Genomic DNA, 19,524 nt, shown 5'->3' with positions numbered 1-19,524 from the left:
TCCCCGCCGGGGTCGAACCGGAGCATCGGGCCACCGGGAGCAACCGACGGTTCAGGAACGCGGGGTATTGTTATGACAGGCATAGGAGATGATACGACATCGTTAAATGGTGGTAACTACTCGACGGCGACGGCGAACGCGGGGACACCCCGATTTCGAGTCGGATCGGGTCCGACGGTGTCGGCCGGTTCGAGGGCGGTCGTCGGTCGTCCGGGAGGATTTTGCCGGCAGTTAGCAGTCGATTAGCGGTCCGCCGGCAGTTAACAGTCTGTTAGCTGAACCGAGGCGCTAAGCACCCTTCCTCAGAGTATGGTGCCGTGTTTCTTCGCCGGGAGCGATTTCTCGATGTCTGCGTAAAACTCGAACCGAGCGGCCAGTTCGTCGCGTAGCGAACTCGGCGGAACGAGTTCGTCGATGACGACTTCGCTCGCCATTCGATGGACGTCGATATCCTCGCGGTACTCCTCCCGGAGTTCCCGTTCCATTCGCTCGCGTTCTTCGGGGTCGTCGATCGCGCCGAGCTTTCGGGCGTAGACGGCGTTGATCGCCGCTTCCGGCCCCATAATCGCGATTTCACCTGCTGGAAGGCCGATGACGCTCTCGGGGTCGTAGGCGGGACCCCCCATCGCGTAGATCCCTGCTCCGTAGGCTTTGCGGACGACGACCGTCTGTTTCGGAACGGTCGCGGAGGAGGTCGCGTAGATCATTTTCTTGCCTTGCTCCAGTATTCCGTCTTTCTCGACCTGCGAACCGGCCATGAATCCCGGCGTGTCGCAGAGATAGAGTAACGGAACGTTGAACGCGTCCGATTTCCAGATGAACTCCGCCGCTTTCTCGGCCGCGTCGGGGAAAATCGCACCGGCGCGTTGGGTCGGCTGGTTGGCGACGATACCGATCGGACGACCGTCGATCCGTGCGTAGGCGGTGACGATCTCCGTCCCATAATCGGGGCGTAACTCGAGGAGGGACCCCTCGTCGACGAGACGGGAGACGACGTCGAGCATGTCGTATCCGCGGTTCGGTTCCGCCGGAACGATGCCGTCGATCTCGGCGGGGGGGTTTGCGGGCGGTTTGGAGTCGCTCCTCGGCGGCGTCTCGTCGGCGTTGTCGGGCAGGTAGGTGATCAACTGAGCCACGAGTTCGCGTGCGTGTTCCTCGTCGGACGCGACCAGATCGGCCGATCCGGATTCCCGCGCGTGGACCTGTGGTCCGCCGAGTTCCCGGAGGTCGATCTCCTCGCCGGTGACCATCTGTACCATTCGCGGGGAGGCGATCGCCATCGCGGACATCCCCTCGACCATGACGGTGAAATCGGCGAAGACGGGCGTGTACGCTGCGCCGGCGATACACGGCCCGTAGAGGACACAGATCTGGGGAACCCGCCCGGAGAGCATCGAATGGTTGTAGTAGTACTTCCCGATTCCCTCTCGGTTCGCGAAAAAGCCCGTCTGCTGGTCGATCCGGCCGCCGGACGAGTCCATCAGATAGAACACCGGCTTTCCCGTTTTCAGGGCGCGCTGTTGCATTCGGAGGAACTTTTCGACGCCCTTGGCGGCCATACTCCCCCGCTTGACGGTGTAGTCGTTGGCCATCACGTGGACGTCGCGCCCCTCGAACGTGGCCGCGGCCGTAATGAGGCCGTCCGCCGGGAGCCGATCGCCGTCGTCCGCCGCCGAGTCCGTGCCCGCACCGCGGGGATGCCAGTCGTCGAACGCGGCGAACGTTCCGTCTTCGAAGCGCAGTGCGTTATCCGAACCGGAAAACCACAGTTCGAGCCGATCGCGGACGAAGAGCTTGCCTTCGTCGGAGAGTTGATCCTTGTATTTCTCGGGTCCGCCCGCGTGAATGTCGTCGATCTCCTCTTCGAGTCGCCGCTCCCTGTCCGTCGGCCCGAGTTCGGTGTCGGCACCGCCGTCGACGGGTTCGGCACCCGCGTTCGAACCGTCGTCGATCCGCCTGTCCCGCCCGGACGACGTGTCGTGAACCGCCGTGGGCTTCGTCTCCTCGCCTACGAACACCTCGACCGTCTCACCGACGTGATCGGCGAGAGCGGCCGCAATCGCCGCAGCTTCCTCGTCGGCAGCACCAGCCGCAATACGAACGCGCATGCTACAGTCTGTGTGGGGCGATCAAATACCGTTTTCCCCGATGTTCGATCGCTCGAGCAGTTCGGTTCGGAACCGTCGGCGATGACCCGGAAGTCCGAAGAGAGGAGAGACCGGATCGCGCCGCATCGATCGCCACTGATCATCGGAGATCACCGCGAGGGATGAGGAGGGAGCGTTCTCGCGGTCGCGGCGCGCACCGATCGAGAGTGCATACTGCCTCCGTGGTCACCAACACGGAGACGAACTGTACTGAATGGCCGCGTGACACGAACGCTTGCGTTCAGTCGTGCAGTCATTATATCGGGGCGGGGAATCGCCGCCACGGAACCCACTCTCGAGCACCGGAGATATCAGTTTTACCGACAATAATGGGCGAGAGAAAAACGGCAGTTGCAGGCAGAATCCCTTTCGTCGATTTCGCCGTTCATTTCGACGGTTACCGATCCTGTGTCCGTGAACAACTACGGTGGCAGAGCGGGGACAGCAGCGACTGAGTACCTGTCTCGAGGGCCGGCAGAAACGTCACACGCGGAGGGACTCGTACAGCGACTCGCAACGCTTCGTGACCGTGTGGAGACGGGGATGGACCGGCGAGAGTTCCTGCGAGCCCTCGCCGGCGGCGGCTACGCGATCGGCATGGCAAACTGGCTGGGCGTCGACGATTTCCTCGCGGCGGACGACGGCGAGGTTCCAATCGTGACGGCCCTCTCGCGGGAGGATCCCGACGATCCCTGGTCGATTCGGAAACAGACGACGTCCGTCCCCGCCGAATGGTACGCGACCGTCGAGAAGGCCTTCGAAGTGAACAGACGACTGGCACGGGTCGCCTTTACGGGCTATCTCGGCAGCGCGGTCGTTCCGGGCAGTTACGAGAGCGGGTCCGCGACGGTCTCCGTCGGCGTCTCGAGCGAGGGCCACTCGGTCGGCGAAATGATTGCGGAAATCACGGAGGGTATCGACTTCGACGTCAAGACGATCATCGAAATCGACACGATTCAAGACGGCAGCGAATCCTGGGAGCCACGGTTCGCAACCACCGTCGAGGACGGACGCGTCCCCAGCGGTGTCGCCTGTGAAACCGAGACGAGCCTGTCGACGCTCGGGCCGGCGCTTTACGACCCCGACGGAGAGCACGCGTTCTTCGTCACCGCAGAACACGCGTTCGGGGAGAATCACGACCCGCGGGGCGGATCGCTGGTCCTTCCTCGGAAGAACGACGACGCGATCGAACTCGGGACCGTCGCCCGCTATCACCCGGTCGAGGACGTCGCCGTGGTCGAACCGGAGGGCCCGATCGAGCCCGCCAGCACGATCGACGCGCCGTCTCGTCCCCGCGTTCGCGGTCAATTCACCAAATTCGGGCTCGCCGACCTCGCCGCCCGCGACGAAAAACTCGAGAAGGTCGGCGCGCTGAGCGGGCATACGACCGGAAAGATACAGGGCGTCGACGCGGTTACGTGCTTTACCGAGAACTTCTGTCGCCGCGGTCAGCTCCGCTGGGGCGGCGAGATGGACCTGACCGACGGCGACAGCGGCTCCGTGAGCTACCACCGCGACCCCGAGGGCGGCGACCGCGACGTCCTCGTCGCGGGATTCAACAACGCCCGCACCTGGTGGCCCGGTCAGAGCTACGTCTGGGGTGTCGGCGCGTATAGACTGACCGAGGAACATGGCTACCACTTCTGACCGCCGTCCGACCGACCGCACGAACCGCGCTCACCAGCAGACCGGAAAAACGGCCGCCGATCCCGCATGAGTGACGATCCCGCCCGCCCCTCCCGATCCGACGCCGAGTCCGACCGGAGCGTCTTCGCCGCGCTCACGAACGGCAGCCTCCGGCTCCTCGGCGACCTGCTCGTCGTCTCGCTGTGGGTCCTGTTCCTGACGCTGCTCTTTCTCGAGACCGCCTGGCCGCAGTGGGCGTTTTACGGGGCGCTCCTGCTCGGCGTCGGCGTCTACGTGTCGATCACGAGCGGCTGGTGAGCGGCGAGGACCCCCGACGGTGGAGCGAAAGAAGCGTTCCACAGAAGACGGACTGGGGGCTCGGCTCTCACCGGTCGTCGGGAATCCGAGTGTAGGCACCGATCAGGGCGCGCTCGAGGTCGAACCCGCTGATTCTGGCCCCCTCGTCGACGAGCGAATCGCGAACGGTCGTGGACTCGAGTTCCGCGTCCGGGAAGATCACCGACCGTTCGACGTCGGCGTCGACGAGGGTCGCGCCCGGCATCACGTGGACGTCGTCGCCGACGGCGCTCTCCCGAACGGTCGCCGAATCGGCGACGCGGGACTCGCCGTCGAGGGACCAGGACACGGCATCGAGGTAACTCCGCCTGGTGCCGATGTCGAACCACGCGGTTTCGAAGGTGTAGGCGGAGGTCGGTTCCCGGTCCTGGAGCCACTGGACGAACCAGCCGGGTTCGTCCGGATCGTTCCCCGCTTCGAGGTACGGGGTGAACAGCGACAGCGTCTCCGCGGGGAACGCGTAGCACCCGATCGAGACGAGGGAACTCTCCGGCGCGGCGGGCTTTTCCTGGAAGTCGACGACGCGCTCGTCGTCCAGTTCGATCACGCCGTAGGACGTTGCCCGCTCCCGGGAGCCGACGTCGTAGGCGGCGATCGCCGGCCCGTCCCGACGGTCGAAATAGTGAAGGAAGTCCTCGATGGCGAAGTCGAAGAGGTTGTCCCCCGCGATCACCAGCAGATCCTCGTCGAGTCCCTCCCGGTCGATCAACTGCTCGAGCGCCCCGACGACGCCGAATTTCTCGTTTTCGTGTGTCGTTTCCTCGACGGACAGGCGGGGCTTGTCGTACGGGGTGTTCTCGAGATGGGTCTCGAAGTCGGCGGCGAACCGTTCGTTCGTGCTCACGTAGACCTCGTCGATCCGATCGAGGCCTTCGAGTTCGGCGTAGATCCGATCGATAACGGTCGTCTCTCCGAGCGGGAGGAACATCTTGGGTCGACGCCTCGTGATCGGCCACAGTCGGGTCGCGTAGCCGCCGGCCAGGACGACGGCTGTGGTGGGTCCAGTCATCTCAGTGAGCGACTTCGAGTACGTCGACACCGACGAGCGGATCGCCGGTGAGCGCGCGAACGTATCGCCCCGCCGGCGATCGTAAGTACGAGAAGTCGTCCTCGGCGAAGTCGGACCGTCCCTCGCGACGTCCTTCGCGAGTTCGATCGTCCGATTCGAGACGTCGTACTCGTCGTCCCACGCCGGCACGTTCGCCGTCTCGTTCGCCGCGACGGGAAACCCAGTCGAGCCCGATTCGAAGCGGTTCGTCGCCTCCCGAACCGCCACTGTTGGTATCTAATCTCACGGTCGGAAGTCACCATGTCCGGGTAAATTTGTTCTCCCCCGAACATCAGAAATCGAGAGTGACAGGGCTTCTAACTACTGTCCTGGTCTGCAAGCATCCCCAACTGATACGAGCGTCGTCGTCGTTCGAACGAGTGCGGACGATGCACGCACCCTCGTTACCGGACCGATCGATCGACGCGTACGCCTCCGTGACGGACCGCGACCGCCTCGAGCGACTTCGTTCGCTCGCCGAGGGGCTTTCGGACGCCCGGATCCTCCACGTCAGTTCGACGGCGACCGGCGGCGGGGTCGCGGAACTGCTCCGTTCGATCGTGCCGGTCTGCAACGACCTCGGTATCCACACCGACTGGCTCGTCATGGACGCCGACGACGACTTCTTCGAAGTCACGAAGGCGGTCCACAACGGCCTCCAGGGCAGCGCCGAGCCGTTGACCGACGAGATGAAAGCAACCTATCGCGAGGTGACAGCACGGAACGCGGCCGAGATCGAGGACGAATACGATATCGTCGTCGCCCACGATCCACAGCCGCTCGGCATGCTCGAGCGACTCGAGGAGCGGCTGCCGGACGCGCCGATCGTCTGGCGGTGTCACGTCGATCTCACCGACCCGGTCGACGAGTACGGCGCGTTCGTGTCGGCGTACGCGGATCGGATCGATCACGGAATTTTCAGCCGCTCCGCGTACGCGAAGGCGATCGACGTTCCGAAGACGAGCGTCGTCTACCCGTCGATCGATCCGGTGACGGAGAAGAACCGATCGCTCGACGAGGCGGAGCGAGCGACCGAACGGGACCGACTCGATCCGCTCTCGTTCGACGCGCCGGTCGTCACGCAGGTGTCGCGCTTCGATCCCTGGAAGGATCAGTTCGGAACGCTCGAGGCGTATCGCAGCGCTCGGGAGGACGTCCCGGAACTCCAGTTGGCGCTTGCTGGCGGGATGGCCGGCGACGATCCGGAGGGGCTGATGCTGTACGAGCGAATCGCCGAGGAGGCGGTCGACGATCCGGACGTCCACGTCCTGGCGAATCTCCCGGACACGACGGTGAATGCACTCCAGCGACTGTCGGACGTCGTCGTCCAGAAATCCATACGCGAGGGGTTCGGACTCGTCGTATCGGAGGCACTCTGGAAGCGCACGCCGGTCGTCGGATCGACGGTCGGCGGGATTCCGCTGCAGGTCGAGGACGGCCGGAACGGCTACCTCGTCGAGCCGGACGACGCGGCGGCCGCCGCCGATCGAATCGTCGCGCTCCTCGAGGACGACGAGCGGAGAACCGAGTTCGGCGTGAACGCCCGGGAACACGTCCGAAAACGTTTCTTGCTCCCACGTCAGCTCGTGGATCTCCTCGAGATTTTCGTCGAGACGCTGAACCGTGACGGCCGATAGCGACGCCTCACGGCCGACCCCCCACACAATTAACCGCCGAGCCGGTGAAGCAATGCAGGACTCCCCAATGAGCCGGTTCATCGAATCGATACTGATACCGACCGACGGCAGCGACGGGGCGCTCGCGGGTGCGAAACGCGGGATCGCCCTCGCGTCGTGGACGGATGCGACCCTCCACGTCCTGTCGGTCGTCGAATCCCGAATCTCGGCGGCGGATCTCGACGAGTTAGAACGGCCACCGCTCGAGGAGAAGGCCACGGAAGCGGTCGAGGAAATCGCAGAGCTGGCCGCGAAGCACGACGACGACCTCGTCGTCACGACGAGTGTCAGGGAGGGCACCCCGTTCCAGTCGATCAGGGAGTACGCCAACCGGCGTGAGATCGACGTCATCGCGATGGGGACGAAAGGCCGCACGGGGCTCGACAGGGCCCTCCTCGGCAGCGTGACCGAGAACGTCCTCCGAACGGCACGGACACCCGTCCTCGCCGTCCCCCCGAACGCCGTCGAAACCGAGATCGACGACGCCCCCTTCGCCCGACTGCTCTTGCCCACGGACGGCAGCGACGGAGCGGCGATCGCGACCGAGTGGGGGATCGCACTGGCGGCCCGACTCGGGTCGTCGGTCCACACGCTCTACTCGATCGACACGAGTCCGTTGGTGGACACACGAGAGCGCGACGAACTCCTCGCGGCCCTCGAGCAAAGGGGCGAAGAAGCGATCGACGCAGTACGAGAGCGCGGCGAGGAGGCTGACGTGAGCGTCTCCGGATCGATCGTGACCGACTCCCCGGTGGTCGAGATCACCTCGTACGCGACCGACCACGACGTCGACCTGATCGTCATGGGAACCCACGGCCTGACGGGGATCGGACAGTGGTTCCTCGGGAGCGTCACCGAAAACGTCGTCCGTCAGGCGGAGGTGCCGGTGTTTTGCGTGCCCGTGAGCGCCGAGTCGCCGTGATGCCGTCGCGGACTACCGGTCGGTGGCCACGGCGAGTCCGAGGACGAAACTCGACGACGAGACGATGTCGCCGATGCCGACCGTGCCCGCCGGTTCGTCGACGACGCGATTGGGGCAGGCGGCGACCGTGGGGGCCTCGAGGACCCCTCCCTCGGCCGTCTCGCCTACGTGATCCGCCAACAGTTCGATCGCCTCGCGGCCCATCGCCGAGGGCTCGTACTCCAGCCCGGTCTCGAGGTCGTCGGGCGACGAGATCTCCCCGCGGGCCGCTTTGGCCGCAGCGTTGACGGCGGCGAACTCGAGCCCCCGTCGAACGGCCTCCGACGAGCGGGACGGCTCCATCACGGCGAGGTGATACTCCATGGCGTGTAACTGAACGCAGTCGACGCCGAGTTCCTCGCGAACCGCCTCGAGCATCCGGTAGTGATCGAGTATCTCGGCCGGTTCGAACGGCGTCGCCTCCGACGGCGGGTCCGCCACGGCCGCCAGGCTCGCGTCGTCGTGGAGCATCGTCAGCTCGTGCGTATCGGCACCCACGACGTTCGCCTCCGGCAAGATCCACTCGTACATGCTCTCCCTGAGGTCGTCGTCGTGGGTGACGGCGTACTCGATGTGGACGTCGACGTCGCTCCCCGACCGAAGTCGGCGAATGACCTCGCGTGCGTGGCGGTGCGTTTCCTCGTACCCGTCTTTCACGTGGTCGGGCGTGAGGTTGTGATACCCCGCGAGGAGGGCTCCGTCGACGGCCTCGCCGACCTGGGAGATCGCCTCGTCGAGTTCGCCGGCAGTCAGGTCGAACTCCGGTGGTCTCGAGGCGGCGATGAAGCGGGTGTCTTCCGTCGCGGTCACACCGAAGAGTTCGTCGCCCTCCCTGAATTCGAACACCCAGTTGATCTTCGTTCGGTCCGTGTTGACGGCCTCGGGCAGTGGGACGTAGCTCACCTGGCCGTCCGCGACGGTCGGATACCGAACTCTCTCGGGGCGTTCGAACATCGACAACTGCCGCTCGGAAATCAGGTACGTGTACGTGATCGGCGCCGTCTCCAGCGCCGTGAGCAGGTTCGTCATGATCCCCGCCTGGCCGCCCATCTGCTGACTGTCCGGGGGGAGTTCGGACTCGATGGCCGTCGCGAACGAGTCGGTCATTGCGATCTCGTCGCCCCGACCGGCCGCCATCGTGTGTGCAATCGCCGCCGCGAGCTCTCGTTTCGACGCCAGCGGACTCGGAGGGACGTCCGCCCCGGGATCGTCCGGTCGATCGAGGACGGATTCCAGTTCCTCGTCGACCCGAACGATCGCGTCGACGTTCGCGTTGTACGCGACGAACACCGGCAGCGCCTCGAGCGTGGCGATGTCCGCCTCCAGTTGGGCGTGGACGTCCTGCATGGCACGGCTCCCTCCCAGACGCAGCGGGATAATCTTGGGGCCCGTGCCGTCCGTCGTCCCCCTGCGAACTTATTGCCGTGCGCGTCGTCCGAGTGACGGACCGATGTCACGAGAGGCGTTCGTCAGGTGGTTAGAGGCATTGAGCGGCGACGATACGGACGCCGTCGGCGGAAAGAGCGCGAACCTCGGCGAACTCGCGGACCTCGACGTCCCGGTCCTGCCCGGGTTCACGACGACCGCGTCGGCCTACGACTACTACGTCGAGGAGACCGGCATCCACGCGGCAATCGAATCGCAACTGGACGGACTGGCGGTCGACGACGTCGCGGACCTCCAGCGCCGCGGGGAGCGAATCAGGCGCATGATCTCGGAGGCGTCCATGCCGCCGCAACTCGAGTCGAGGATCCTCGAGCGGTACGCCGAACTGGGGGACGAACTCGGAATCGACGACCCGAAAGTTGCCGTCAGGAGCTCCGCGACGGCCGAGGACCTCCCCGAGGCGTCGTTCGCCGGCCAGCAAGAGACGTTTCTGAACGTCGCTGGCGAGACGGAGTTGATCGAGTCGATCAAACACTGCTTCGCGTCGCTGTTTACCGATCGTGCGATCGCCTACCGCGAGAATAACGACTTCGACCACTTCGACGTCAAACTGGCCTGTGCGGTCCAGAAGATGGGGCGGGCGGACCTGGCATCCTCGGGCGTCCTGTTCACGCTCGATCCGGACACCGGGTTCGAGGAGGTCGTCACGATCGAAGCCGCCTACGGGTTCGGCGAACCGATCGTCCAGGGTGTCGTCGACCCCGACCGGTACGTCGTTTTCAAACCCACCACCGGGATCGTCGAGAAGGAACTCGGCGGGAAGTCCCAGCGGATGGTCCGTCGAAACGGCGGAACCAAACTCGAGTCGGTGCCGGACGAGGACCGCGAGCAGTTCGCGCTCTCGGACGACCGGATCACGGAACTGGCGACGTACGCGATGCGGATCGAGGACCACTTCGAGACGCCACAGGACGTCGAGTGGCTCGTCGACGGCGACCTCGACGAGCTGTTCGTCGTCCAGGCCAGACCCGAGACGGTCCACGGGGCGTCCGAGGGGAACGTCCTCCGCACGTACAGTCTCGAGGAAACCGACGAGCCACTTCTCGAGGGCGTCGCGATCGGGAACGCGATCGCGAGCGGGACCGTTCGCGTCCTCTCCGACCTCCGGGAGATGGATCAGGTCGAGGCGGGCGACGTGCTCGTCACCGAGATGACCGATCCCGACTGGGTACCGGTCATGAAGCGGGCGAGCGCTATCGTCACCGACAAAGGCGGCAAAACGTCACACGCGGCGATCGTCTCGCGGGAACTGGGGCTCCCCGCGATCGTTCGCACGAGGGAGGCGACCGAAACGCTGGCCGACGGCGATCACGTGACGGTCGACTGCTCTGCCGACACCGGCCGCGTCTACGAGGGCGAACTCGAGTACGAGATCGACGAGGAGACCGTGGACGACCTTCCCGAGACCGACACCGACGTCAACCTGATCCTCGGCGATCCCGGTCGGGCGTTCGCGCTCGCGACCACCCCCGTCGACGGCGTCGGCCTGGCCCGCGAGGAGTTCATCGTCACCTCTCACGTCGGCTCCCACCCGCTCGAGTTGCTCGAGCGCGGCGAGGAAGAGCGGTTCGTCGACGCCCTCCGGACGGGAATCGCGAAGATCGGCGCCGCGTTCTACCCGAACGAGGTCGTCTTCCGGCTCAGCGACTTCAAGACCGACGAGTATCGCAATCTCGAGGGCGGCTGGAAGTACGAACCCGACGAGGCGAACCCGATGCTCGGCTGGCGTGGGGCCTCCCGGTACTACGACGAGGCGTTCCGGGACGCGTTCCGTCTCGAGTGCGAGGCGCTTCGCCAGGTTCGCGAGGAGGTGGGACTGGACAACGTGATCGTGATGGTCCCGTTCTGTCGGACGCCCGCGGAGGGCGAGCGCGTCCTCGACCTGATGGACGACTACGGTCTCTCGCACGACGAGGTGGACGTCTACGTGATGGCGGAACTGCCCGCGAACATCGTGCGCGCGGATCAGTTCTCGGAGCTGTTCGACGGTTTCTCCATCGGATCGAACGACCTCACACAGCTCACCCTCGGCGTGGATCGCAACTCGGAGAAACTCGCGCCGCTGTTCGACGAGACCGACGAGTCAGTGACGCGCTCGATAACGTCGTTGATCGAGGAGGCCCACCGGCACGACCGTCCGGTCGGATTCTGTGGCGACGCACCCTCGACGATTCCGGAGTACACCGAGTTCCTGCTCGAGGCCGATATCGATTCGATCTCGGTCTCGCCGGACGTCGCGGTGGAGACGATCCTCACGGTCGCGGAACACGAGAACTGATTCGCGGCCGTCGCTCGCTAGAGCGCGTCCTCGAGCCGATCGATAAACTCGGCGTTGCCGACGTGTAGCGGCACCCTGTCGTGGAGGTCGGTCGGTTCGACCTCGAGTATCGACTGACTCCCGTCGGACGAGCGACCGCCGGCCGCTTCGATGAGATACGCGATCGGGTTCCCCTCGAACTGCAGGCGGAGTTTTCCGCGGGGGTCGTCCTCGAGGGCGGGGTAGGCGAAGATGCCGCCGTAGGTCAGCACCTGGTTGACATCGCCGATCATCGCGCCGCCGTACCGGAGCTTGTGATCGGGGTTCGACTCGATCTCGCGGACGTACTCCCGGAAGTCGTCGTGCCAGTGGGGAACCCGGCCGCCGAAGCCGTAGACGAGCGGATCGTCGGGCAGGGTGACGTCCTCCTCGACGACCGTTCGCTCGCCGCCGGTGAGTTCGTACTTCGTGACCGAGCCGTCCCGGGCGGACGCCATCGTCGTAATCGGGCCGTAGAGGACCCAGCCGGACGCGACGAGCGCGGAACCCGGCGCGGGGAGGGGTTCGTCGTAGATGCCAAACACCGTCCCCATCGTGTTGTTCGATTTGAGGTTCGACGAGCCGTCGAGGGGATCGACCGCGACGGAGACCTGTTCGTCGCCGGTGTCGATGATCTCGGACCGTTCCTCGCTCGCGTACTCGCCGACGCCGTCGATCGACGACAGCCGGTCGGCGAGCAGTTCGTCGGCCCAGACATCGGCCTCGGCCTGTGTCTCGCCGCTGGGGTTCTCCGCGTCGGCTTTCCCCCGGCGACCGACCAGTCCCTGGCGGATCTCGGCCGCCGAGCGGGCGATCGTGGCGACGACGTCGTCGACCGGATCGGGATCGGTGACCGGCATTCCTATTCGGTCGCCTCGAGCGCCGCGTCGGCGGTTTCTTCCTCGTAGATGACGAGTTCGAGCGCGTCGAGGATTCGCGTGGGATCTTCGCGTTGCCACACGTTGCGGCCGACCGCGAGCCCGTTCGCGCCGGCGTCGATGACGGCTTCCACCTGGGAGAGGAACTCGTAGTCGGACGTCTTGGAGCCGCCGCTCATGACGACTTTCATGTCGCCCGCACACTGGACCGCGTGGGCCATGGCGTCCTTGCTGCCGGGATACTTGACCTTCGCGATGTCGGCACCGAGTTCGAGCGCCAGTCGCGAGGCGTAGGAGATGGTGCTCGGCTTGGTGTCGTTTTTCAGTCCCTGCCCGCGCGGGTACGACCACATGACGACGGGGAGGCCGTGTTCGCGGGCCTGTTCGTGTGCGTCGCGGAACTCTTCGACCATCTCGATTTCGTGGTTCGATCCCCCGTAAACGGTGAAGCCGACGGCGTCGGCACCGACGTCGACGGCGTAATCGATCGAACAGTTGACCGCCGAGTCGGGTTCGCCCATCCAGAGGTTCGACGTCCCGTTCAGCTTCATCAGCAGATTGACGTCGTCCTCGTAGCTCGGGTAGTACCCCTCGGCGATCCCCTTTTGAACTGCCATCGCAGTCACGGCGTCGTGGGTCGCCGTCTCGAAGACAGTCGACGGATCGAGTTTCTCCGGGACGTCTTCGAAGTCGACGGGGCCGTGCTCGAGCCCGTGGTCCATCGCTAAAATCAGTGACTTGCCGTCGCGAACGATCGGAGAGTCGTCGATCGGAATCATCTGTTTGACGGTCCGACAGGCCGCTATAAATCTTTGATGGTCCGGATTATCGAAATTACGTACAGGAGTAGTAATTCAATCGCTCGAGACCGATAATCGTCGTAGTCGATCGGTCGTAACTCGAAACCGAGTAAGCAATCAGCGCGGCGAACTGCGAACGGCGGGCAGCGGACCTCGGAGAGCGGACAACGGACGGTGGGCAGCAGACAGCAGACCGCGGACAGCGGGCAACAGACAACGGACACCAGACAACGGACAACAGACCGCGGACAACGGACCGCAGATTGCGACGTGGCGCGACGACCCCGTTGCCCAACTCGAGTGGAAGCGGCGCTTCGAGGGTGATGGACGGACGTCGGTCCGGCACACGCGGCGGCGACGGTACCGGATCAGGATCGATTCAGCAGTTCGCGAGCGTTGTGACGCCACATTCGAACGTGTAAGACGTCGAGCTCGAGGTGGGTCGCGACCGTCATCGCGTCGATCGTCGCCAGTCGTTCCGCCGAGCGGATGCCCGCCTCGGCCAGCGCGTCCGCGTCGTCGGGGCCGACGCCCGTTACGGCCCCAGTCGGCGTCGGTCTCGGGTAGGGCCGCTCCGATGGACGCTCACGCTCGGTCGAAATAGGGCCGGTGTGGTCGTACTCGAACGACTGCCAGTCATCGTCTTCGCTGACGGCGATCCACTCGCGCTCGGCGGCCCCGAGGCCGCGAACCACGCTCGAGCGTCGGTCGAGATCGCCGTCCGATTCGAACGACCACGGGAGCGAGTATCGTCGACGGAGGGTGTCTGCGATCTGTTCGTCGACGCCGTCTCCCAACAGCGATCGGTAGGAGTGCTCCTTCTCGACGACCGCTTCGGGGTCGATTTCGGCCGCCTCGAGCGCGTCCCGTTCGTCCGGTTCGATCGAGGCGCCGATCCCGTCGTCGGGTATTGCGTCGAACCTGCGGTCGGCATCGGCTGCCTCGAGTAGGTCGTCCTCCTCGAATTCGAATCCCACGTCCGCCGAGGGGGCAGGGTCGGGACCGTCGGCGGTGCTTACATCGACGGCGATACCGATATCGACGACCGCACCGTCGTCTCGGGGGTCGCTATCGTGATCTGGGTCCGTCTTCGTGTCGCGGACGGCGTCTTTCTCACTCACACGGTTCACCGGTCGTCCATATCTCACACTCTCTAGTCTTGAAAGTTGTCCTCGGGCGTCGACCGGACGCCGATCAAGGTCCCGCGTCGTCGATGGATCGCCTCGATCGTACCAGCACGTTTACGACCACCTCGAAAGAATCGACCGTATGGTTCGCGATCAAGTCGACCGGATCGGGGTCGTCGGTGCAGGAACGATGGGAAGCGGCATCGCACAGGTCGCCGCAACCCACGGCTACGACGTCGTCATGCGCGACATCGAGACGGAGTTCGTCGAAAACGGCTTTCAGACCATCGACGACAGCCTCCAGCGACTCGACAACCGCGACTCGCTCGCGGAAGAGCCCGCGGCGATCCGCGAGCGGATCGAGGGCACGACGGTACTCGAGGATCTCGCGGATTGCGATCTCGTCGTCGAAGCGGCTCTCGAGGAACTGAGCGTCAAACGAGAGGTGTTCGCGGACTTAGAACGCGTGTGCGACGAGGACGTCCTGTTGGCGACGAACACGAGTACGATCTCGATTACGTCGATTGCGGGCGACCTCGACCGTCCCGAGCGCGTGATCGGCCTGCACTTCATGAATCCGGTGCCGATCATGGAGGGCGTCGAGATCGTCGTCGGCGAGAAAACAACCGACGAGGCGACCGCACTGGCCCACGACATCGCCGCGGACCTCGAGAAAACGACCTGGGAGTCCGACGACAAGCCAGGCTTCGTCACCAACCGGATCCTGATGCCCTGGATCAACGAGGGTATTCGGGCCTACGACGAGGGCGTCGCCACGAGGGAGGACATCGACGCCGGCATGGAACTCGGAACGAACGTCCCGATGGGGCCGCTGACCCTGGCCGATCACATCGGACTGGACGTCTGTCTCCACGCGTCCGAGACCCTCCACGAGGAACTGGGCGACCGCTACAAGCCCGCGTACCTCCTGAAGCGAAAGGTCGAAGCCGGCGACCTCGGGAAGAAGACCGGCGTCGGATTCTACGAATACGAGTGACGTCCGCCGGGCCGTAAACGGCGAGGGATCGAAGATTCCCCGCGCAGTCGGGCGGAGCACGCTCCTCGCACGTCGATAACTCCCATCACCCTCCCCGTTCGGAGAGGGATTCCCGAATCGCTCCTCCGGATGGCTGATTCGACGCGGGAGTAATTACTTGACAGTTGACACTCGAGTTGCCACCAGATGCGAACCGCTCGATTCGCCCTCGCCCTCTGTTGTTGTGTCGCCGTCGGACTGACCGGTGTCGCCGGCGTCGCGGGCGCCCCGCCACCGTCGCAGATCTGTGGAGTCTGCGGCCCCGGAATCGCAAACGACGCCGAAATCGCCGGTGCCACGGGTCACGGAACGCTCGACATCTACATCGACGAGACCGGCGACTCACGTTGGAGTGCCCGGGTCCCGATCAACGCCTCCGCGGTCGAGCGGTACCGAACGAACGCGAGTGCGCTCGCGGCCGCGGTCGACGACGCGTGGGCGCGCTATCACGCGGCCGATGGTGATGTCGGGTCCGTCGACCCGTCGCTCCGGGACGATACCGTCGTCGTGAACTACACCGTTACCGACGTCGCTCGGCGGGGCGTCGGCGACGCCTGGATCGTCGACTACTTCGCGACCGGCACGTCACCCACTCGCTACGAAGTGGTGGCCGACCGAGTGACGATACACTCCCCCGACGGAACGGTCGTCACGAACCGAATTCCGCTCGCGGACGTCGACGGCAACACCGCGACGTGGACGAACGAGACCGAACGCGACTGGGGCGAGGATTTCGACGATCAGACGTACGTCACTTACGGAAGCGACGGCGTGGTCGGGACCGCAAGCGGCTACGCGACGATCGGACTCGCGGACGGCCCAGCGGTGCTCGTTCGCGGCCTGGCCAACGGACTCATCCCCGGCGCTCTGATCGGTCTCGCCGGGGTCGCCATCGGCCGCGCTGGTGGCGGCCGTCCCGCGGTCGACGCCGTCGCCAGCCGTCTCGGATTTCGGGACGTCTCCACGGGTGTGCCGACGCTCGAGCGACTGCTCGTCGGAGTCGGCGTCCTCGGCGCGGTCGGAATCCTCGTCGTGGACGCGCTGACGACCAGTCGCGCTCTCACTCACGGCGCCGTCGTGCTCTCGTCGCTCGGCGTCGGATACGCGCTCCTCGGCGCGACAGCCGCTCGCATCGGCGACCGCCTCCACACTCGCGGACTGGTCGGACTCGCAGCCCTCGCGACACTGACCGCCGCCGGATACACGCTGTTGCTCACCGGGGCGCTCGCGTACCCGCTCCCGCTCCTGTTCGGGTTCGCCACCGCGCTCTTTCTCCCGATCGGCTTCGCGTTCGAACGTGACCGGACGCCGATCGGTCTCCTGGCGGTCGTCGCACTCGTGCCGACCGGCGCCATCGTTCTCGTCTATCCGATGTCCGCCCTGGACTTCTGGACCATCGCGTTCGGCACCCTGCTGTTTCTCCCGTGGGTCGCCGTCGTCGCCCTCTTCGGGGCCCCGCTGGCGCTGCTGGGGAGACGACTGGCTACCGCCCGGGATTGAGCCGTTACCGGTATCGGCCGGCCCTGGGGCAGGACGTGATCTCACTCGAGACCGACGGTCGGGACGAGGACCTGCTTCGCACCGGACTCGGCCTCCCGAACCGGACCGTACAGCCAAGCACCCGACGGCCGACCATCTTACCGGAACCGGCGAAGTCGGTCGCAGCCACACGGGCATCGTTTGCCGGCGCCGATGAGCAAGAGCGTGCCGTCCTCGAGTTCGCGTGCGGCGCCGGGCGACCCGCACTGCTCACAGATCGCGACGGTCGTCGGTCGATCCTGCAACGCAGTCATAGACAGGTGAGTGAGGGACGGGGAGACTACTTGAGCGCTGCTAAGAGGGCACTATGGAGCTATATAGACGACCAGTCGCTCCCGGGTTCCGCGAAGGAAGGCAGTGCGTCCTCCGAGTTCGAGCGTCGCCGATCAGTTCCGCGTGTCGCGGTCAGTTCCGCTCGCCGCTCCTCGATTAGCGCCGCTCCGTTCCGTTTCCAGTCGCGGCCGCCATCGCCTCGTACTCCGCGTCGCTGTAGGCGATCAAGCGGACGTCCTCGAGAGTCGTCGGCTCGTATGCGTCGATCACCTCGCCGATGATCTCGGCGCCGTCTACGAGGTCGAAACCGGCGACGCCACACCCGAGCGCCGGCACGACGAGCGACCGACAGCCGAGTTCGTCCGCTCGCTCGAGGGCGTTTCGCGTCGCGTTTCGGATGCTCTCGGACGTCGCGTTCCCGTCGCCGTAATGGGGCATCGTGGCGGCGTGAATGACGTACTCGGCCTCGAGGGCGTAGGCGTCCGTGACCGCGACCGCCCCGAGATCGACCGGGCCGGCTTCCATCGCCGCTTCGTTGATCGCGTCGCCGGCGCCGCGCCGGAGCGCACCGGCGACGCCGGAGCCCATTCGAAGGCTCGTCCCGGCCGCGTTGACGAGTGCGTCAGCGGACTGGTCGGCGATGTCTCCCTGGATGACGTCGTAGTCCATACACGAGTGATACAGATCGAGCCAATTGAAAGTGCTCGTGTCGATGCGTCCGGTCTGGGAGCGGGTGCGTCTGGAGGCGTCTCAGTCGGTTCGGACCCACTCGTCGCCCGCGGACAGGGGTGTGACGTCGGCGTTCGCGACGCCGTAAAATTTCTCGCGGCCGATAGGGGTTCGAAGTCGCACGACGCGGGTGTAGTCGGTCACTTCGAATGCTGTCACCGTTCGTGTAGAGCGACAATGGGCGAATTCGAAGAGCCGCTTCGCATCCGCTTCGACGGTCACACGGTTTCCGAGCGGCCAACTCAGCGATTCGACGTGCTTCGTCCCGACGTCGAACAACTGAGCGATCAGTTTCCGGCCCCGGCGGCGGCCGGTCGCACCCTGTGACCCGTTCTCGTGTGAACTCATATGACGATCGTTTCGGCGAGACGGGAAAAGTGATGCTATCTTCGCGTGGCCATCACACGCAGGGCTCAGCCGAGCGGAGTAGGGATCGTCCGGGCGGGTTCGAAACCCACAGGCGGCGTCCGAGAGACGACCTCGAGAAACCGGCCGACCGATATCCGCCGTCCCGACGACCCGTTCCCGACGTCTTAGGCCAACCAAAACCTTTTTAGATTTAGGCTCGCCTAACTCACGCTGATGGTCGAACCCGTCCGCAGGGAGGATTCAGAACACGACGAAGAACTCGAGGAGCCGGCAAAGGTCGTGACGAGCCACGAAACTCGACCCGGGAAGGTCGTCTTTACCGAACGGAACAACAGCGACGGCTGGATCGCCACGGATCTGGCCGTCGATCTCGAGCCCTGAGTCGGCCGATATTCGGGCCGACCGAACGCCAGACAGTACAGACTGTGTTCGACCAGTGCGTCCCGGTGACGACTCTCCGAAGAACCGCGATTCCTGCCTGAACCAGTGCGCCCGCGGCAACTGACGCTATCTCGTAGTACGGTAGTTAACGCGTAGTACGGTAGCTATCGCGTGGAATCGGTATCGCGAAAAATTGACCTCCGGTAGTGGCCGCCGTCGATGCGCTCTCGCGTCGGTTCGCTCGGGTTTTCGCCGTGGTTCCCTCGAATCCGTTCGGTCAGCGGGGTCAGTGCGTCGCTTCCTCGAGCACCAGCGTGTCGTCTTCGAGGTAGTGTTCGAAGTGGTGACCGTCTTCTTCGATCGTGACGAGGATTTCGCGCAGGATCTCGGCCGATGCGTGGTCGCCGAGATTTTCGGCGAGTTCGATGCTGTCGCGCATCGACTCGATGATGTCCCCGTACATCTCGAGGTCGTTTTCGAACATCGTGCGGACGTCGTAGACGTCTTCGCCTTCGAATTCGACGGTCGCGCGCTGCTCCTGGTTCGCCGGGCCCGAGACGGGGACGCCGCCGAGCGCCTGGGCGCGTTCGGCGATGATGTCCGCGCCTTCTTCGACGTGTTCGTATGCCTCCTCGAGGAACTCGTGGAGGGGGAGGAACTCTGCGCCTTCGACGACCCAGTGGTGCTTTTTCAGCTGGTGGTAGAGGACGTAGGCGTTGGCCAGTTCCGTATTCAGCGCCTCGACGATTTGCTCGGCTTTGTCTTGATCGAGACGAAGCGCGTTCTCCTCGACGGTGCCTGCCTGTTGACGGACGGTCTTTTGCGTACTCATCCC

19 protein-coding genes are annotated in these 19,524 nt (G+C 65.0%); 8 read left to right on the top strand and 11 right to left on the bottom strand.

Annotated elements, in window-relative coordinates:
- Positions 1 to 302 precede the first annotated feature (302 nt).
- On the bottom strand, positions 303 to 2,108 hold the full coding sequence (locus NJT13_RS18780) for an acyl-CoA carboxylase subunit beta (protein ID WP_254523338.1): 1,806 nt from the start codon (positions 2,106 to 2,108) through the stop codon (positions 303 to 305).
- 582 nt (positions 2,109 to 2,690) lie between these two features.
- Between NJT13_RS18780 and NJT13_RS18775 the strand changes: the two genes are divergently transcribed.
- Entirely contained in the window at positions 2,691 to 3,794 is a 1,104-nt protein-coding gene (locus tag NJT13_RS18775; RefSeq protein ID WP_254525489.1) for a hypothetical protein, read from the top strand.
- A 66-nt stretch (positions 3,795 to 3,860) separates the two neighbouring features.
- Positions 3,861 to 4,091 carry a DUF8119 family protein gene (locus NJT13_RS18770; RefSeq protein WP_254523337.1) on the top strand — a complete coding sequence of 77 codons (231 nt, stop codon included), beginning with the start codon at positions 3,861 to 3,863 and terminating at the stop codon, positions 4,089 to 4,091.
- A 67-nt stretch (positions 4,092 to 4,158) separates the two neighbouring features.
- Here NJT13_RS18770 and NJT13_RS18765 read toward each other — a convergent pair whose 3' ends face one another.
- Both NJT13_RS18765 and NJT13_RS18760 read right to left on the bottom strand, forming a co-directional pair.
- The gene (locus NJT13_RS18765; RefSeq protein WP_254523336.1) at positions 4,159 to 5,139 is read right to left on the bottom strand and encodes a nucleotidyltransferase family protein; all 981 of its coding nucleotides are present in this window, start codon (positions 5,137 to 5,139) and stop codon (positions 4,159 to 4,161) included.
- 1 nt (position 5,140) lies between these two features.
- Entirely contained in the window at positions 5,141 to 5,425 is a 285-nt protein-coding gene (locus tag NJT13_RS18760; protein WP_254523335.1) for a hypothetical protein, read from the bottom strand.
- Positions 5,426 to 5,567: 142 nt separating this feature from the next.
- On the opposite strand from NJT13_RS18760, the gene NJT13_RS18755 reads away from it, so the two are divergent.
- A complete protein-coding gene (locus tag NJT13_RS18755; protein ID WP_254523334.1) occupies positions 5,568 to 6,815 on the top strand; it encodes a glycosyltransferase in 1,248 nt (415 codons plus the stop codon).
- Positions 6,816 to 6,882: 67 nt separating this feature from the next.
- Positions 6,883 to 7,776, top strand: a complete 894-nt coding sequence (locus NJT13_RS18750) for a universal stress protein (protein WP_254525488.1) — start codon at positions 6,883 to 6,885, stop codon at positions 7,774 to 7,776.
- Positions 7,777 to 7,788: 12 nt separating this feature from the next.
- Here the strand turns inward: NJT13_RS18750 and NJT13_RS18745 are convergent, their stop codons facing one another.
- Positions 7,789 to 9,162: an ADP-dependent glucokinase/phosphofructokinase gene (locus tag NJT13_RS18745; RefSeq protein WP_254523333.1), complete on the bottom strand. Its 1,374-nt coding sequence runs from the start codon at positions 9,160 to 9,162 to the stop codon at positions 7,789 to 7,791.
- A gap of 103 nt (positions 9,163 to 9,265) precedes the next feature.
- Between NJT13_RS18745 and ppsA the strand changes: the two genes are divergently transcribed.
- A complete protein-coding gene (gene ppsA, locus NJT13_RS18740) occupies positions 9,266 to 11,539 on the top strand; it encodes a pyruvate, water dikinase (protein WP_254523332.1) in 2,274 nt (757 codons plus the stop codon).
- Between the two features lie 17 nt (positions 11,540 to 11,556).
- On the opposite strand, the gene NJT13_RS18735 is transcribed toward ppsA, so the two are convergent.
- The 3 genes from NJT13_RS18735 to NJT13_RS18725 all read right to left on the bottom strand — a co-directional run bounded on the left by NJT13_RS18735 (position 11,557) and on the right by NJT13_RS18725 (position 14,356).
- Positions 11,557 to 12,417: a class 1 fructose-bisphosphatase gene (locus tag NJT13_RS18735; RefSeq protein ID WP_254523331.1), complete on the bottom strand. Its 861-nt coding sequence runs from the start codon at positions 12,415 to 12,417 to the stop codon at positions 11,557 to 11,559.
- 2 nt (positions 12,418 to 12,419) lie between these two features.
- Entirely contained in the window at positions 12,420 to 13,214 is a 795-nt protein-coding gene (locus NJT13_RS18730; RefSeq protein WP_254523330.1) for a class I fructose-bisphosphate aldolase, read from the bottom strand.
- Positions 13,215 to 13,603: 389 nt separating this feature from the next.
- Positions 13,604 to 14,356 carry a hypothetical protein gene (locus NJT13_RS18725; protein ID WP_254523329.1) on the bottom strand — a complete coding sequence of 251 codons (753 nt, stop codon included), beginning with the start codon at positions 14,354 to 14,356 and terminating at the stop codon, positions 13,604 to 13,606.
- Between the two features lie 148 nt (positions 14,357 to 14,504).
- Here NJT13_RS18725 and NJT13_RS18720 point away from each other — a divergent pair, with 148 nt between their 5' ends.
- Together NJT13_RS18720 and NJT13_RS18715 are read left to right on the top strand one after the other, a co-directional pair.
- A complete protein-coding gene (locus NJT13_RS18720; RefSeq protein ID WP_254523328.1) occupies positions 14,505 to 15,359 on the top strand; it encodes a 3-hydroxyacyl-CoA dehydrogenase family protein in 855 nt (284 codons plus the stop codon).
- Between the two features lie 186 nt (positions 15,360 to 15,545).
- On the top strand, positions 15,546 to 16,898 hold the full coding sequence (locus tag NJT13_RS18715) for a hypothetical protein (RefSeq protein WP_254523327.1): 1,353 nt from the start codon (positions 15,546 to 15,548) through the stop codon (positions 16,896 to 16,898).
- Between the two features lie 137 nt (positions 16,899 to 17,035).
- On the opposite strand, the gene NJT13_RS18710 is transcribed toward NJT13_RS18715, so the two are convergent.
- The 3 genes from NJT13_RS18710 to NJT13_RS18700 all read right to left on the bottom strand — a co-directional run bounded on the left by NJT13_RS18710 (position 17,036) and on the right by NJT13_RS18700 (position 18,287).
- Positions 17,036 to 17,191, bottom strand: a complete 156-nt coding sequence (locus NJT13_RS18710) for a hypothetical protein (RefSeq protein ID WP_254523326.1) — start codon at positions 17,189 to 17,191, stop codon at positions 17,036 to 17,038.
- A gap of 175 nt (positions 17,192 to 17,366) precedes the next feature.
- Complete coding sequence (locus NJT13_RS18705; protein WP_254523325.1) at positions 17,367 to 17,879, bottom strand: macro domain-containing protein; 513 nt, start codon at positions 17,877 to 17,879, stop codon at positions 17,367 to 17,369.
- Between the two features lie 81 nt (positions 17,880 to 17,960).
- Entirely contained in the window at positions 17,961 to 18,287 is a 327-nt protein-coding gene (locus tag NJT13_RS18700) for a hypothetical protein (protein ID WP_254523324.1), read from the bottom strand.
- Between the two features lie 234 nt (positions 18,288 to 18,521).
- Between NJT13_RS18700 and NJT13_RS18695 the strand changes: the two genes are divergently transcribed.
- Complete coding sequence (locus NJT13_RS18695; protein WP_254523323.1) at positions 18,522 to 18,689, top strand: hypothetical protein; 168 nt, start codon at positions 18,522 to 18,524, stop codon at positions 18,687 to 18,689.
- A 286-nt stretch (positions 18,690 to 18,975) separates the two neighbouring features.
- Here the strand turns inward: NJT13_RS18695 and dpsA are convergent, their stop codons facing one another.
- On the bottom strand, positions 18,976 to 19,521 hold the full coding sequence (gene dpsA / locus NJT13_RS18690; RefSeq protein ID WP_254523322.1) for a DNA starvation/stationary phase protection protein DpsA: 546 nt from the start codon (positions 19,519 to 19,521) through the stop codon (positions 18,976 to 18,978).
- Between the last annotated feature and the right edge of the window lie 3 nt (positions 19,522 to 19,524).

The organism is Natrinema caseinilyticum (assembly GCF_024227435.1).
Lineage (GTDB): Archaea > Halobacteriota > Halobacteria > Halobacteriales > Natrialbaceae > Natrinema > Natrinema caseinilyticum.
The sequence above is the reverse complement of the archived record's forward strand: the minus strand, read 5'-3'. Positions and strand labels throughout refer to the sequence as shown.